Raw genomic sequence first — 16,052 nt, 5'->3', positions numbered from 1 at the left:
GTCTCCTATTCAGGGACTTGCGTTTTGGGTCCTGGAATTTCCAGCACTAGCGGATCACTGGAAATGAGTTTGGGCTTAACGTAGCGGTCGGTGAAATCATGCTCCGTCATCCACTGGCGGTTGCTACTGCTGAAGAATCTCGGTGGATAACCGGTCGGATGGGTTAAAGTAAACGAACCGTCTTTGCCTGTGCGGACCGCGCCGAGGCCGAGATCGTCCCACGAGACCGGATGACCGTTGACGGACCAATCGTCGGCAGGCGATCCGTCGGCGAACTGAAGCTTGCCGGTCAGTTCGACTGCGGGCACGTATCGCTCCGGCGGCAGCGTGACGAGCTTGTCGGTTGCCGGCACGATCGCTTTAACGCCACTACGCCCGTTGCGTCCGTCAAACCAAGCGGTGCTGCGGTAGCCATCCGGAATTGTTCCTAAACGGAGGTTGATCGTGCCGGGCAGTACACGGGCCATCCACCAACCATTGGCATCCGTCGTCACCGCCCGGCTTTGTTGAAACCTTCCACCGTTGCCTGGATCACCCCATAAGACGCTTAGTCGAGCATCGGGAATCCCTTCACCGGTGTCACTCTTGATCAGCCGCTGTCGCACAACGACTGCTGGAACCATTTGTGGATTTTGCGTTGCGTCCAGAGTTCGATCCTCTCCAGCCGTCATCTGCGGAATGAATTGGAAGCGAATCTTGCGTTGTGACTCCGGCGGCAACGACGACTCCAATGACACCCAACCCGCGACAAGGTGTTCAAAGTCAAAGGTGCCATCCGGTTTCACCTCGGCGATTTCTTGCCCATACATTGGTGGACGACCATCATTTTGCTCGGTGCGAGCCTTCAGCTTCAGCCCCAGATCCAGTTGCGGATCGAAGTTGATGACTCGTCCCGCCAGACGCGCGGTCGGCTGCAACTTCAACGTCAGTGGCTGGTCACCCTGGACCCATTCTGACGCCAAACGATCACTTAGGAATTGAGTGCCAATGCCTTTCGCTGAAACCTTGACTCCACGTAGCGCGGCGGTTTCCATGCCGCCGAAAGTGACTTCGCCAGCGGAGTTCGTTTTTGAAACCATTCGTTGTTGCACCGACTCCGGCAACAGATGCGTCACACTGCGGGGAATCCGGTAAGCCTGGAGCGTCACGTCGGCATCAGCAACCGGCTCGCCGTCTTGATCGATGACTCGAACGGTCGCCTCTTCGTCGCGGATCGTGAGATTCAGGTTCTTCGGTTGCTGCACATGGGACCACACGGCGTTCATCCACTTCATGCCGAGCGTGCCATCTGGCCGCATCGCCCAAAACTGACCTTCAAAGACGAAATGTGTTTTCGGTGCATCAAACGTGAATTGTCCAAGTGCATTGGTTTGGGTTTCCAACGTCAACGGCGGTCCATAACCGAAGGCCGACAGCGGCTCCTTCGCCCACGGAGGTGACCGAGTCGATTGGCCGTAGTGTTCTTGCGGTTGGATGAACAAGCCGACCCAACAGTCGGCAATACCGATCCCGTTTTCGTCGACGACCGTTCCCGTCAATGTGACGGTTTCAAGTTCTTCGTCATTGGCCAAGTCTCCATTGGAGTCATCCAAATCGACCTCTTCGTTGGACTCTATCTTAGGCCGGTTCTCATCGTCGATTGGCACGCCGTTGACCGATACAACCACCGCCGTGCGCGGTCCAGGGAAAACGCTCAGGTTGTCGAACCGAACCGTGTCGTAGGGACTTCGCTCAAGGCTGATCAACTCTGGCAGCGGCTGATCTTTGTCAAATGCAAATCCCAAAATTTGGGCCTTGCGAAAGTTGTCCTTTAGTGACGACTTCAGTTCGTCGGATAAATATGAATTGCTCTCGGCGATACCACCAACCAGAAATGGTTCGACTTCAAGGGCTTCGCCGTCACGCACGATCTTCAAACGCCAGGCGAAATCCCTCGCATTGGAGGTCGCGACGAATAGCCTTTTCTCATCTGGATCGGACAAAAGTTGGAATCCAGAATCATCGATCGAGATAAATTCTTTGACATCTTGGCTGACCTTCACTTCCACGTAGGCGTGGTTGTATCCAATGCTCGAGGCAATCGTGTCGACAGGAATCTGGACGAATGAATCATCAACTGGGTGTTCGGTCTTGCCGTAGCCGCCGGAACCACTCGTATCCAAATCGAAGCGTGTGCCTTTCGGTCCGACAACTTGCATCAGGAAACCTCGCGTCACGCTGGGCATCTCGCCACCGTCCCGATCGGGAACAAGAGACTTGGGATCAAAATCAGCGAGCGGCTCAATCAATTCGCCGTCGGCTGTCCAATGAATCTTCGTCCGCTCGCCGTTAACCTTCTGTGTGGCATAGACCGAGTTGAATTCGACCCACCGTCGACCATCGAGCTTCACACGGATGCCGCTGCCACTTGGAGGCAACGACTTGGTCCACTTCTCGTCGGGCCAGGGGACGCTTCGGGGGGCGGTAGCCGAGAGCGGACTATCCGCTTGTCTTTCTTCTTCCGCAGAGACTGGACTGTCCGGTGAATCGCTATTCGTGGTCGCGGGCGTCTCCAATTTCTTCGCGTTGAGTTCTTCCGTTTTCTCGCTGCTCGGCGGGGGACTTGCGAGAACTCTCAAACCTTGACGAGCAGCCCGAAGTTTTTCCACAGCGTCTTGCGATACCGCCGTGTTTGACAGATTGACCGTTTCTAATCGCGGCAATTGATCGAGCGCATCGATTAGTTTTTGAACTCCAACATCAGTCACCTTTGATTCAAACAAATGCACCTCTCGCAGATTCCTCATCGTGGTGATTGAGTCGATCGCAGCATCGGTTAAGTTGGGGCTACTGCACTGTAGCCAATAGAGCTTTGGATGATCTTTCAGCAGTTCGTACGATCGGTCAGTGATCTTAGTCGTGTTCAGATGGATCACGCCTAGCATCGGCTTGTTCGCCAGTGCGGCGAATCCTTCATCGGTAACGGCGGGTCCCCAGCCGTAAACCATTTCCAACTCGTCGGCGGCCTTCAGCCATGCGATTCCCGCGTCGTCGAGCCGCCAGTCGTACGGTTTCCACTCGACAATCTTTGTGAGATTGCGAAGACGGTTGAAATCGTCCGCGTCGTAGTCTTCGTCATCCCACTTCAAGCTGCTGACCAACTGGAGTTCACGAAGGTCCGTCAATTCGCCGATCGAGCGAAGACAGGCGGTCGTCAGGTGCCTCGACCGACTCAGCTCAAGTTGTTGGAGCGTACTCAGATGGGCAATCGACTGCAAGCTTTCGTCGTTCATGAATTCGGACGAGAGGTCCAGCCGCGTTAAGCCAGCAAGCGCACGCACCCACCGCAATTCATCCGCTCGGAAGTCTCTCCAACGGATTTCCGTCAGGTACGGCAGATTCTCACCCGAGGGCGATTCGGCTTGGGCGTCGAAGCGAAACAATCCGCCACGTCGCTCGATTTCGTGCATTGACTGGAGGGCGGGGCTGACACCAACGCCCACGCCGTCCTGTTCTGCAATCCGCTCGCCGTCCGGACGAAGGAAAACGCGGCTTGGCGTGAGTGACTCGAAATCCATTGCAGCCGGTTCTGGCTTGTCGACAAAGGCGGACGAGCCCAGACCCGACCAAACGCTGACATTGCGAAAGACCATCGAGTGTTGCGGCTGAGTGGCGACTTCGACTGACTCGATGTTCTGCTCCCACGGCAAGTTGAAAACACCGAGAATCTTTCGTCCCGTCGTCGACGATGTAAATCCCGCCACCTTCTGCCCGTCTGCTGTGATCGCAGTCAGAACGCTGCCCTGTGGCGCTTCCTCAGGTAGGACGAGCAACAACACGTGACGCCAACCAGCTTTCGTTTCTTTCGGCTCGCTGATGTGAAAAGCGAAATCCTTCGTTTCAGCATCGGGCTTGTAACTAAGCCAAGACTGATCAGCGAAGTCCTCGGGCGGGTCGCCAATTGGAAGAGTTGTCAGTTTGCTGAGCGGACCGGCAAACACATCGACCACAAAATCTTCAGTTTCTCGATCGTCCAGAATGTTCAGTGCTTGCAACAGCCTTACTCCAGAAACGTTATTCTCGCCGACTTGGATTGGCTTGAGTGACGTTGAGCCCGAGCCATCCTCTGGACTGATCTGAATCTTCCCCACGCGGACTTCAGGCGAGGAAGCAACGAACTCGAACATCGCCTCCAGTTTTCGGTGACGGTCATCCGTTGACGGTCGCATCAACCACATCTTTTCATCGCTATAGGGAACCAGTCGCGGTGAACCGTCGGCATGCCAGCCGGCCAAATCGCTGCCAGCCTCCCGAACGCTGACCAATTGGAACGTGCCAGCACCGGGCAACTTAGCCGAGAGAGGTTCCATCGGCTCAGCCAACAGGGTTGACAATGGGTGCGACTTGTTGGCGATCCAAATCGTGAGATCCGACTCGTCTCGCTCAGCTTGGCCGAGGTTGGGCGGGGACGCGCCGGCAACCTGCTGCGGATCATTCGTTGTTACGAAGTCTCCCTGCAAAGGTGCTGCTGAGCCAGCCAGCAGTTTCCCCTGTACTGTCACTCCAACACCCCGGTGCTTGCCTGGTGAAAGCGGTACGCCTCGAAAGACAATCGGGTGCGTCGCAATTCGTTTTTGAACGACGATGTGCGAAGGTCGACCGTCGCTGTTTTTGAATGCCACACTTAATTCCGTTAGTCCTTCTTCGTTCCCTTTGCTGCTCGTTTGAGTCGCTTCCAACTGCCGATGCTTCGGGTCAAATGCGATGACCCGAATGTTGTCCTTTGTCGCGTCGGTTCCGAAGTCGCCCGTTGCGGTGTAACGACTGAACTCGCTGACCTTTCGCTCCCAATCCATAATGACGCCATTCTTGACACCGCCAGCAAAATCGAACGACGCCAAGGTTTTCCAAGAAGGAAGCTGCAATTTAACTGTCAAGTCGATCGTCTTTTGGTCTTTGGGCAGCACAGCCAGCACGCTCGCTTCGATGTCGGCATGCAGCGGCTTAGAACTCCGCTGGACGACTGAACCACTGCCCGTTTCTCCGTCCGTGTCGAGTTGGATTTCGGTATCGGCTGGCATCCGCGCACGAAGATAGAATTTTCGTGCTATCTTATTCTCAGCAACTTCAAAACCGGGGCGGACTTGGATTCCATAGAATGGCGGCCTCTCGATCACACTGCCGGACGCCGTCCATGCCGTCACGGCGGCGGTGTCGGATTCTGGTCGCGTCAGTTCTCCAATGGCTGCCAGTTCAACGAAATAGCCATTGGCAAAATCGATGCGTCCGCCATTCAGAACGCCGGACTCTGCGGCGGTCACCGATGCGTCCTCGGCTTTTTCGCCATCAATTATCAGAGGTTGGTCCTCCTGTGCAACGGACTTCACGCTGGTGGCACTTGCGAGCAGCGCTGCAACAAGCAAGCTCAATGCGAAGCCACCCGCGATCCAGGATCGACCCGCAACGTGTTTATCAGAGGTACAACCGGCAAGCCGACGGACTCGAAGCAATAGACTGCCGCCGTCAGCCGCAGGGATCAAAGGCGAGTCAATCAAGCCCTGGCCATCGGTCGGGCGAATCGCTTCGACCGTGACTAACGCCCGAGCCAATTCCGAAGCTTGGCAGCCGTTCTGAAGTGCGATGTCGTCACAGCAATGTTCGCGTTCCTCTCGCACGCACCGCGAAACGAACCAAACCGCTGGATGATAGAACAGCAGCGTTTCGACGACGGTCTGGCAAATGTTCACCAAATAGTCGTGACGCCTGACATGGGCCAATTCGTGAGCGAGGATGGCGCTAAGCTGTCCTTCGCTAAGCCCCGTTAACGCCGACAAGGGCAGCAAGACGACCGGACGAAAATGGCCTACGATCGACGGTACAGCAACCAGCGCAGACTCAACAACACACGCCGCTTTGCAACCGCCAATGCGTTGCTTCAATTCATCAAAAAGCGTCTCGATCGTTTCAGGGACAGGCTGGACGCCCTCTCGTTTCAGTCTGCGCGCTGACCGCCAACCGAGCAAAAGCCGGAACGACATCAACAAGACGCCGACCATCCAACCAGCGACAGCCAATGGTAGGAAAGGCTTCACACTCAGAATAAGCCGAACGAATGGGCTTGATACGCCGACTCGCTCGCTCAGCGGGCGGTTTGACTGATCGGGTGATGCGCTGGCCTGTTCACTCAATTCCGGTCGTTTCGGATTTACGACAACGGCCACTCCCGCTGCGTTCGCACCCGGCACGGAATCAATTCGACGCTGATCGCTAGGCAGTTCTACTGGGCTATTGCCGATCGGGACATTCGGTTCAGTCCGCTCGATCGAATCAACCTCATTCACTACAGATAACTCGCGATCGACCGACGCCGAAACCTGCGACACTCCGCCTTCCTCGTTCGAAGCGACGACCTCCGTCACATTAACGAAGGTAGCGGACAAAATTGGAAGGAAGGCCATGACTACCAAGGTTCCCAAGCCCGCTGCGTATCGCAGTCTTGAATAGCTGCTCGGCGTCAGCCAGAGCAGCACGCTAAACATCACCGCCGGAATCACTAGCAACCAACTGGAATGCAACAGTATCCAACCAATCCGCTCGACAATCGGACTTGCAAATACGCTCATTTTCGTTGCTCCAACTTCTCGATCAGTTCACGAATCTCCTGCAGGTCTTCTCCCGTTGGCTTCCCGCTTGAAAGAGCCTGCATTACCAACGAGGATGCCGATCCATCGAACGCTTTCTCCACCAACTTTGTCACGAGACTCTTTTGAGTCTTCCGCCTTGTTACCGAAGCGGTGAACGTCTGCGGCCGGACACTGTCATCACGCCGCACCAAGCCTTTCTCCAGCATGACCGACAGCATCTTTACCGTCGTGGAATAGTTCTTGTCCTGGTCGGCATGAACGGCATTGTGGATCGTTCGGGCCGTCGCGCCGGGTTGACGCCACAAAACGCCCAGAATTTGCAGTTCAACGTCCGTCGGCTCGAAATGCTGGCTCATCCATCAGTCCTCTATCGAATAGCGAAGCGCTTCGCTATCATAGCGATGCGTTTCGCCAAGTCAACCGGATTGTCGGACATCGATCGATGCAATCTTCTGGAGTCTCCAACTGACGAGCCGATAGTTCCGGAATCCTGCGAAACGCCGCATCCCTACCTAGAGAACCCAAATTTCGCTTCAACGTTACAGATTTGCCGCCATTTTTTTCTGACGGAACTTGCCGTTATCCCAATATCGATCAAGCAGAATTCAATCTTTTTCCGACTTCTCGTATTCAAGAATGAAAATTTTGCAGGGTGATGCGACTAATCAAATGTCGTCGCGATCGGAAACAATTTCCGATCAACGAGTTGCCTTCATCCTCAACCGAAAGCGGGAGAATCTGCCATGCGTCGTGTTTTGCCAGTCACCGGAGGCATCGTTTTCGTGGCTATGTACTTTGCATTGTTGTCGTGGAGCCAATGCCTTGGAGCCGAGATCACGAAAGCCGTCGTAAGTGAAAAGGCCGAACAGCTTGTACAATCCGGCGTCGTCGACGGACTTTCGATCGGATTCATCCAGGACGATCGGCACGGAACCTATCACTTCGGGACGAGCCGTCGTGGCAAACGTCCCGACAACTTGACGGTCTATGAGATCGGATCTGCCAGCAAGGTGTTTACATCTCTCCTGCTCGCCGACGCGACGGTACGCGGGAGCATCGACTTGTCCGATCCCGTTGATGTGACAAACGGAGCGGGGATTGAGCTTCCGAAGCATGGTGATCATCCCATCACTTGGCTGCATATTTCTACGCATCGCTCAGGACTGCCTCGGCTACCAGCTAACATCGAGGTCGTTTCGCCCCGCAATCCCTACCACGATTTTGACGCCAAAAAAGCAGCAGCGTTTTTGAGCGAATTGAAGCTCACGCGATCGCCAGCAGCGCAACACGAATACTCGAACTTCGCAGTCTCAGTCCTGGGCTATCTGATTGCCCAGCATCAGCATTCGAGCTACTCGGCACTGCTCAAAAAGCAAATCGCTGATCCGCTGCGCATGGATAATTGCACGATCGAACTGAGTACTTCCCAGCAACAAAGGCTCGCGATGTCGCATCGGCCTGCCGGCGTTGAAACGCCGTTGTGGGATTTTGCTGATCTGCCTGGAGCTGGCGGGATACGAGCCTCACTTCGGGACATGATGCGTTTTGCGCGGGCGCAGTTGTATCCGCCAAGCGGAACTCTTGGTGAAGCGATCGAGCTTGCATGGCAGCAGCATCATACCGGAGACGAAAGCGGTCCTGCAATGGGTTTGAGCTGGATGATTCTGCCGGACGGACAAACGCGATGGCACAACGGTGAAACCGGCGGCTCGCATTCAATCATCTTGGTCAACCGTCGGCACCGCGTCGCAGTCATCCTGCTTTCCAACACGGCACCCGGTCCTCACATTGACGCGTTGGGGATTGGATTGATGCGTCACGCGACAACCTCCGACGCCGAACCTAAGATTAAGCCATTCGCAGACGGAATCGATCCGAAACGTCTCGAAGGTAGATACCAACTCGCGCCAAACTTCATCTTCGATGTGCATGTGATTGACGGACGAATGACGGTGGGTATCACGGACCAACCAGCGCAGCAGGTCTTTCGAGACTTCGACACCAAGTGGTCCTACAAGTCAGTCGAGGCCACGCTTGAGTTTCATTTGACCGGCGGAGTACCGGCGTACGCCTTGACGCTTCATCAGAACGGCATCGCTCAGCGTGCGATACGGATACGAGAGTAGAAGCTTGCGGTCAGTCTCGGATGCAAAAACATGGAACAGTCAGACCAGGAGAAGCGATTTTCAACGGTCGTTGGCGAGAACCGTCAGCGCTTCGGGAAGATCGCGCGCACCTACGCTGGCGATGCCGCCGAAGATTTGTTGCAGGAAATCTTACTGCAAGTTTGGCGAAGCCTGCCATCGTTCAAAGGAGGCAGTGCGTGTTCGACGTGGTGCTTCCGCGTGGCGATCAATACCGCACTGACTTACCAACGGAAGCAATTTAAGAAGGCAAATGAGGCGTCAAGCGAACTTCTCGACACCAACGCATCAGTGGAAACGACCAGCGAGCAGCAAACGCGGTCGCTCTTCGTCCGTTTTCTGAATACACTGTCCGAGATCGATCAATCGGTGTTGCTCATGCACATGGAACGCCTCAACCCATCGCAGATTTCCGAAGTGTTGGGAACGTCCGAAGCAGCCGTCAGTACGCGGCTCAGCCGTCTCCGCAGCAAGCTTGCTTCATGGGAGGACGACAATGGATGACTTCGATTTGCTACGAGAAAGCTGGGACGATACCGAAGGTGTCGATTCCGCCTTGCTAGATAGCGTCGCTGAGCGAGTGCTGAAGTGTCACCGCAAGTTGAAATCGACGCTCGATGGACGCGATGCGCGCGAGGTGGGCGTTTGCGTGTTCCTGATCTTCGTCTTTGGATTCTACGTTTGGCTCTTCAATCAATTTTACATCCGAGTCGGATCGCTGATTGTGGTGGCGGCGTGCGTCGAGGTATCAGCCGTGCTGCTGTGGGCACGACGCGGTCTGCGAGTCGCACCCGACGAACTCTCCGTGCGTGACTTTACCGAGCATCAGCGGACGCTGGTTCGCAGGCAAATCCGTTTGCTGCGAAATATTGCGTGGTGGTACCTGCTTCCATTTTTCATCGGCTTGATGGTGATGACCTATGGGTTTGGGAACTTGTTGCTACTGATCGGCTTCGGTATTGCGACGTTAGTGATGTACTGGGTCATTTGGAGAATGAACCAGCGTGCTATCGCCGATGAGCTTGGTCCGCTCGATGAAGCTTACACGATGATGCTTGAGGCGATCGACAACCCGGATCGAGACATGGCGCAAGAGACACTGCAAACAGTGCCGGAAATGAAGCGAGCGAACTATCGATCGTTCATGATTCAAATCATCTGCTTAACGTTCTTTATCGTGATTCTCAGTGGGTTCCTTACTTGGCTGGATCGTGAAGCGGTCGACTATCCCAAGCTTGCGCCGTTCACGGGCGTGCGCTGGCAGGACGAACGTCCTCAAATTGAAATTGACGATCGATGGTATGAACTGGTTGCGATCGACGGAGTCAAGGCGTCCGAGATTGTCGAGTACTGCGAGTGGAGATATTTAGGGCTGAGCCACAAGCGTTTCGAAGAGGATTTGGTCGAAGTGTTGACACGAATGGGCCATCCACTCGGTGAAACAAGCGAGCTGACCTTGAAGGTACCTTCCTCTGATTCCACCGTCGTACTCGATGACGTTCCTTGGACGGCCGAGAATCGCACCGCAATCAAGCAACAAAACGATGGTGTCTTGCCGCCAAAATGACGCAGGGAGTCGCTGCGACGACGGGCGGCGAAATTTAGTCGCCAATCGCTCCGTCGTCAGCAAAAAAACGGAGGCGCTGTAACGCTTGTCAAAAAGTTGAGTTTTGTAGGTAGGAGAAACCGTATTGCAGGACCCCGAAACACGAGCGTCGCTAATTGCTGGCTTGACCGATCCGGCTGCGGAAGAGGTCTGGGCCGAGTTTGTCGGCATTTACCGACCGCTGATCTACCGCGTCGCTCGGGCGAAAGGACTGCAGGATGCGGACGCGGAAGACGTGACCCAGGCTGTCTTCGGGCGTGTTCAGCGGGCCATTGCTTCGTTTGAGAGTCAGGGACCTGGTTCATTCCGAAGATGGCTGTACGCAATCACACGCAATTTGGTCGTCACCGAACTGACGCGTGGCCCGTTCTCGGGTCGCCGCGGGCCGGTCGCTACGGGAGACAGCGAAGTTATCAGACAACTCGAACAAGTGGCCGACGCCGACGAAGAGACGACGGCCATCTTCCGATTGGAGTACCAGCGGGTTCGTTTTCAAATGGCCGCTGAAAAGGTTCGCGAGCAAATTAGTGAAACGACCTGGATGTGTTTTTGGCTCACTTCCGTCAAGCATCGCTCGGTAAAAGAAATTGCGGAAGAACTTGGGCGTTCGGTTGGTGCTGTTCGTGTCGCTCGATGTCGAGTGCTGACAAAAATTCGTGAAGAGATCGCATACGATCCACTGGAGAGTGAAGAATGATTGCCCGTTTCCATTATGACGAACAGACGCTTGGTCGATTGCTTCGCGACGAACTCGACAGCGAAGAGATTGATGTTCAGCAGCATGTCGAGACATGCGACATGTGTCAGGACCAACTCGACTCATTATCGGCGGGCGGCATGACCTGGGACGATGTCTGCGACTTGATGCGACAAGATGATGATGATGATGGGGATTTCGAAGTGGCGGGCATTGAGGGCCTCAGCGAGAAACCTCGCGTCACGTTTCTCGAGGAATCCGATCATTCCGGTTCACTGGGAAGATTCGGCCGTTTCGAGATCGTTGAGATCCTCGGACGCGGTGGTATGGGCATCGTGATGCGTGGCTTTGACCCCGCCTTAGATCGCCACTGCGCCGTGAAAGTTCTCGCGCCGGAACTTGCCACCAGCGCCCCCGCTCGCAAGCGTTTTTCCCGTGAAGCTAAGAGTGCTGCGGCCGTTGTGCATCCTCATGTCGTTCCTATCCAGAACGTCGACGAGCACGATGGCCTTCCTTACCTCGTGATGCCGGTTGTCGAAGGGCGGAGTTTGCAGCAGCGGGTTGAAGCGGATGGCCCACTTTCGGTGATTGAAACCGTTCGCATGGCCGCGCAGGTTGCCGATGGTCTCGCGGCAGCCCATGCGCAGGGACTAGTTCACCGCGACATCAAGCCAGCAAACGTCTTGCTGGAAAACGGCGTCGAAAGGGTGCAAATAACCGACTTCGGACTGGCCCGCGCCGTCGACGACGCCAGCATGACTCGAAGCGGCGTCATCGCCGGCACACCCCAGTACATGTCGCCCGAGCAAGCACACGGCGACACGATCGATCATCGCAGCGATCTCTTTTCGTTGGGCAGCGTGATCTATTTCATGCTAACCGGGCGTTCGCCATTCCGAGCCGAAACGTCGATGGGCGTGCTCAATCGCATCTGCAACGATCAGCCGCGTTCGCTACGAAGCATCAATCCGGATGTGCCACCGTGGCTCGATGCGATCGTGACACGGCTGCTCGCCAAGGCCCCGGGTCACCGATACGACTCCGCAGAAGAAGTTGCCGACCTTCTGAGCAAGTGGCAAGCCCACCTCCAAGCCCCGGACGAGGTCGGTGAACCGCCGACCAAGACGCCTGCGGCCGGTCGTCGTCCGCCGGTCGAGAAGTGGCTGTTGCTGCTCGGAGCTGGCGGGTTGCTTGCCTTGCTGGCAACACTGATCGTAATCGAAACCGACAAAGGAACGATATCGATCGAGTCGGACGCCAAGGTGCCGGTGCGTATTCGTCGAGGCGATGAGGTCGTCAAACACCTTACGGTCGCTCCCGGCGAGAATTCGACCCGAGTCCGATCGGGAGAGTACGTCATCGAGATCGACGGCAAATCGGACGCCTATGAGTTGATCGGAAATCGTCTGACGATCCGACGCGGTGAACGGGAAGACGTGCGGATCGTGACCCGGAAATCACCGGCCTCCGCAGATCAAGCACCCGCGGGTATCGATGCAGTACGGAAGAGAATACAGGGACGATGGAGAATTGAATCGGTCATGGATGAGGGTTACGACGACCTGGGCGGCATCAGCGCTTCCTCGATTGCGGAAAGCGATACGACGATCATAGAGTCGATGACCATGGCAATCGAAGACGACGCGATGCGCAATCTTGCGATGGAATCCAGTATAGAAATCAACTGGATCGGTCCCGACCAGCGGCAAGGAGCCAAAGATGGTGCGTTTGCCGTGGATTTTGGTTTCGATCCTACTAGACGCGCAACCCCGGGGATTCTCTGGTGCGATGGCGATCGATTACAGATTTGTTACGCCTCTGAGCCTGACGAACAACGTTTCCGTCCACTCCAGTTCCATCCAACACCAAGCGTCATATTGGTTCAGTTTTTAAGGGTTAATGCTGAGGAGGGCCTCGCTGGCGGGCGATCAGAGGCCAAAAGTTCGGCGACAGAAGACGATGCGACCGAACCCAATATCTTTTGGCGATATTTTTTCTGGGACGGCGATGGAAACGTCGCCATCGGCCAGCGGTACGCCGAGCAACTCCAATTATCCGACGATCAAAAGGCTGCCGTCAACAAGTTGCTTACCGAAACATGGCAATCCTACATCGCATTGGAGCGTACCACGACGGACTTTTCTCGTTTGGATACGGGAGGCATTTTCCATGAGATTCGTGATCCCGGCGAGAAGTTAGAGAAACTTCGAAAACACCTGCGGTCCCAACTACGGTTGCTATTGCCTGAGAGCATCGGTGAGCTAATTTACTCAATGGCGCTCAGCCGGCACACCAAGGAACCGGACGACATTTGGCCGGGAGATGCTGCAGCCTATCCGTCAGTCCTTGGATGGACCGCTCAGAACTTTCCCGTCAAGCTAAAGGTAACCTACCGCGACGGCAAAGTTCACTGGTGGGTTCGTCCCGGAAAACATGGCGTGACCGGTACCGGCTCACGCTTGCCGCCTGAACTGGAACACTATTTCTGGGTTGACAGAGAGGCTGATGTTCCTTCGCCGGACGTCATTGAATCGCCCGGTGCCAAAGAGTCTCCCTACCCGACCGGCGCGCATTCGACGACCGACGAGAATGTCGTCGACTTCGAGCGGTCAGCTTTTACGTCGGCCGAAGCTTTATCGCGAAAGATTCGTGATTGTCAGCAGCAGGGTGACTACGCGACGCTCACGTTGATGATGAACGACGACTTGGTTGGCGACCTCGTGCAAGGATTCATGGCTGATGTCATCGACGTGCTGACTAGTAAAGTCGGAGACTTCAGTGACTTTCGATCGTATCGTGAACTCGAAATGATGTTTGCTTCAGCAATGGGCGTCGACGCCGACGAAGCTCTCAAGTTGATCAAAACGGCGGTGCAAAGGTTCCCTCGCGACGAAATAGTGGAGCGAGGGAATCAATCTGCCGAGCGATACTTAACCACCGGCATCAAAAATCGACATCAGTTTCTTGGCGATGCCTATGCTTGGCTCATCGAACACAAAGAGTTAGGCGCCGCCATCGCCGTTCCAGTCTCTCGCGTATTTGTGAACGAGGGTCGTGCCACGGCAATCAATGAAACGGGAGACTATGCCTTCATTCTGCTGCACCATCCAAATGGCTGGCGGATCAGCAATCTCTGGTCGTCGAGTGAACCATCCAGCCTTAGTGAACTGCTGAAAGACTGGCCAAACAGCTTGCCGCGAGAGGCAGAAGACAACGAGGGGATCGATTTGGTTGTGGCGGGCTCAGATCGCCCTCTGCCATCGCAGCAATCACCTGAGCTTCCGCCGGTGAAAATTTCGGTGCTAAACGAGGATGGCAAACCGTTGCCCGGTTCAACGGTCATGCTGCGGCGAAGTTCTGAAAACCTCGGGATCTCGTACACCGCCGGGGCTGACGGCGTGGCCATCAATCAAGTGCTGCCGTACGGCGACTACTATGCCGACGTGGAAACAGCCGATGGTTGGCACGCAAGGGTGCAAGAACTCAAGGTCGAATTAAAAACGGGACTAGAGGTAACGTTCGTCGCTCCCTCTCCCAGGCAAGCGACACTGGAAATCGATGCTTCACCGTCGTTTCCCGATCCCGAACAAGTCTTAGACCTGCCATTTGGTACCGCGTCGCGGCGTCATCGTCAATCGAGCGATGCGTGGTTACCCATTGCGACGCCAGAGCCAAACGCCGAAGCAAACTACTATCAATCGTTTCCTACTTTGCGGAATGGGATCGAGGAGTTTGCTGTTAATCTGCACATCGATGTGCGTCGCGAGGTTCCGCAGTCGACCCAGATCCTCGGTTTTACCAATTTGGAATGGATCTGGGCGCCGGATGATTGGCCAAAGTTTCGTCGCTTCTTGCTCTTCGACGGCAAGTTGCACGCCGTTGAGGGGGCGAGGTGGGTAAGTGTCCGACCGAGCTCCACGCAACCTTCTCAATCAACCGATTCGGAGTCGGCAAAACACTTCTTCTCAAAAGTTGGTGCCCAGGCCGAAGTCGGATTAGCGTCGTTGTCACTCGGTCGACCTAAGAAGTTGCCAGCCAGCTTTACCATCCCGGCGGGCGAGGTATCGGTTCTCGTCACCGGATTTTATGGAAAACCGACTTACGAGGTTTACGAATCGCTCGATTTGTATCCAGACGGAGAGAGTGCTTACACACCTTGGCTGAAAACGAATCTTCAGCTCAAGTCAGATTTTATTGAACGAATTATCGATCCAACCGACTGGGTATACAGTGAACGCGGCGACGGCTACGCGCAGGCTCACCTCATTCGGCAGCGAACCACCCTTCGGCCGCAGGAAACCTTCCGCGTCGAATTTGAAGTTCCAACTTCCGTGTCTCGAAGCGGTGCCGACCAAGCATCGCCAGCAAAGGGATCGAATCAGAGCGAAACGCAGGGGCCGCTGCCATGGTCGCCGACTGATTCCCCGGGATACGCCGGACTGATCGAACCGAATCCAGTTGTTCCCCGCAACTCCGAACCAGTCACCAGCCCGAAAAAGGTTCACGGCGACCAAGACAACTGGAAAGCCAAGCTACAGGGAAAGTGGCAGGTTGAGATGAAGGCTTACGACGATGACGGAAAGTTGAAGTCAACCAAGTTGCACGGCCTCGTGGTGGGCTATCGCATCACTTTCATCACCGACGATGACGACCCCGCGGTAAGTTTCCGCTTCGAGCTTGGCCCTGGTGGCTCACCGAAACAGATCGATCTTCATCCAATGATTAGTCGTTTAGAGATGCAGCAGTTTCGTTCAAGTTGGGACTCTGGTGAGCCGCCCGAGGAACTCGTTAATCCGACGTTTCGTGCGATTGTCGAAGAGTTTGAGAGCGGGTTTCGGTTTTGCCTCCCTGCCACACCGGCTGAACGCCCTGCCGACTTCTCTATCAGCACCGATCTTGGCATGTGGATATTCCGTCGCGATTGAGACGAAGACGGATGAGTTGCCAGCAACTATTTTTCCCTTTTGCCACCCAAATTGGAC

The 16,052-nt window shown here is 55.3% G+C and carries 7 protein-coding genes; 5 read left to right on the top strand and 2 right to left on the bottom strand.

Going from position 1 to position 16,052, the window contains the following annotated elements:
* Window positions 1-5: 5 nt before the first annotated feature.
* Together ABD971_RS11650 and ABD971_RS11645 are read right to left on the bottom strand one after the other, a co-directional pair.
* Window positions 6-6,602, bottom strand: coding sequence for a M56 family metallopeptidase (locus ABD971_RS11650; protein ID WP_345322207.1), 6,597 nt, complete (start codon window positions 6,600-6,602; stop codon window positions 6-8).
* Window positions 6,599-6,979 carry a BlaI/MecI/CopY family transcriptional regulator gene (locus tag ABD971_RS11645; RefSeq protein WP_345322205.1) on the bottom strand — a complete coding sequence of 127 codons (381 nt, stop codon included), beginning with the start codon at window positions 6,977-6,979 and terminating at the stop codon, window positions 6,599-6,601. The genes ABD971_RS11650 and ABD971_RS11645 overlap by 4 nt, the downstream gene beginning before the upstream one ends.
* 387 nt (window positions 6,980-7,366) lie before the next feature.
* On the opposite strand from ABD971_RS11645, the gene ABD971_RS11640 reads away from it, so the two are divergent.
* The 5 genes from ABD971_RS11640 (at window position 7,367) to ABD971_RS11620 (ending at window position 15,995) form a co-directional block, all read left to right on the top strand.
* Window positions 7,367-8,749: a serine hydrolase domain-containing protein gene (locus ABD971_RS11640; protein ID WP_345322203.1), complete on the top strand. Its 1,383-nt coding sequence runs from the start codon at window positions 7,367-7,369 to the stop codon at window positions 8,747-8,749.
* 30 nt (window positions 8,750-8,779) lie between these two features.
* Window positions 8,780-9,271, top strand: a complete 492-nt coding sequence (locus ABD971_RS11635) for an RNA polymerase sigma factor (RefSeq protein WP_345322201.1) — start codon at window positions 8,780-8,782, stop codon at window positions 9,269-9,271.
* Entirely contained in the window at window positions 9,264-10,334 is a 1,071-nt protein-coding gene (locus ABD971_RS11630) for a hypothetical protein (protein ID WP_345322199.1), read from the top strand. The genes ABD971_RS11635 and ABD971_RS11630 overlap by 8 nt, the downstream gene beginning before the upstream one ends.
* Before the next feature lie 124 nt (window positions 10,335-10,458).
* Window positions 10,459-11,070, top strand: a complete 612-nt coding sequence (locus tag ABD971_RS11625) for an RNA polymerase sigma factor (protein WP_345322197.1) — start codon at window positions 10,459-10,461, stop codon at window positions 11,068-11,070.
* Window positions 11,067-15,995 carry a serine/threonine-protein kinase gene (locus ABD971_RS11620; RefSeq protein ID WP_345322195.1) on the top strand — a complete coding sequence of 1,643 codons (4,929 nt, stop codon included), beginning with the start codon at window positions 11,067-11,069 and terminating at the stop codon, window positions 15,993-15,995. Before ABD971_RS11625 ends, ABD971_RS11620 begins: the two co-directional genes overlap by 4 nt.
* The last annotated feature ends 57 nt before the right edge of the window (window positions 15,996-16,052 follow it).

It is taken from the genome of Novipirellula rosea (assembly GCF_039541335.1).
GTDB lineage: Bacteria > Planctomycetota > Planctomycetia > Pirellulales > Pirellulaceae > Novipirellula > Novipirellula rosea.
This window is presented reverse-complemented; position numbering and strand designations above follow the sequence as displayed.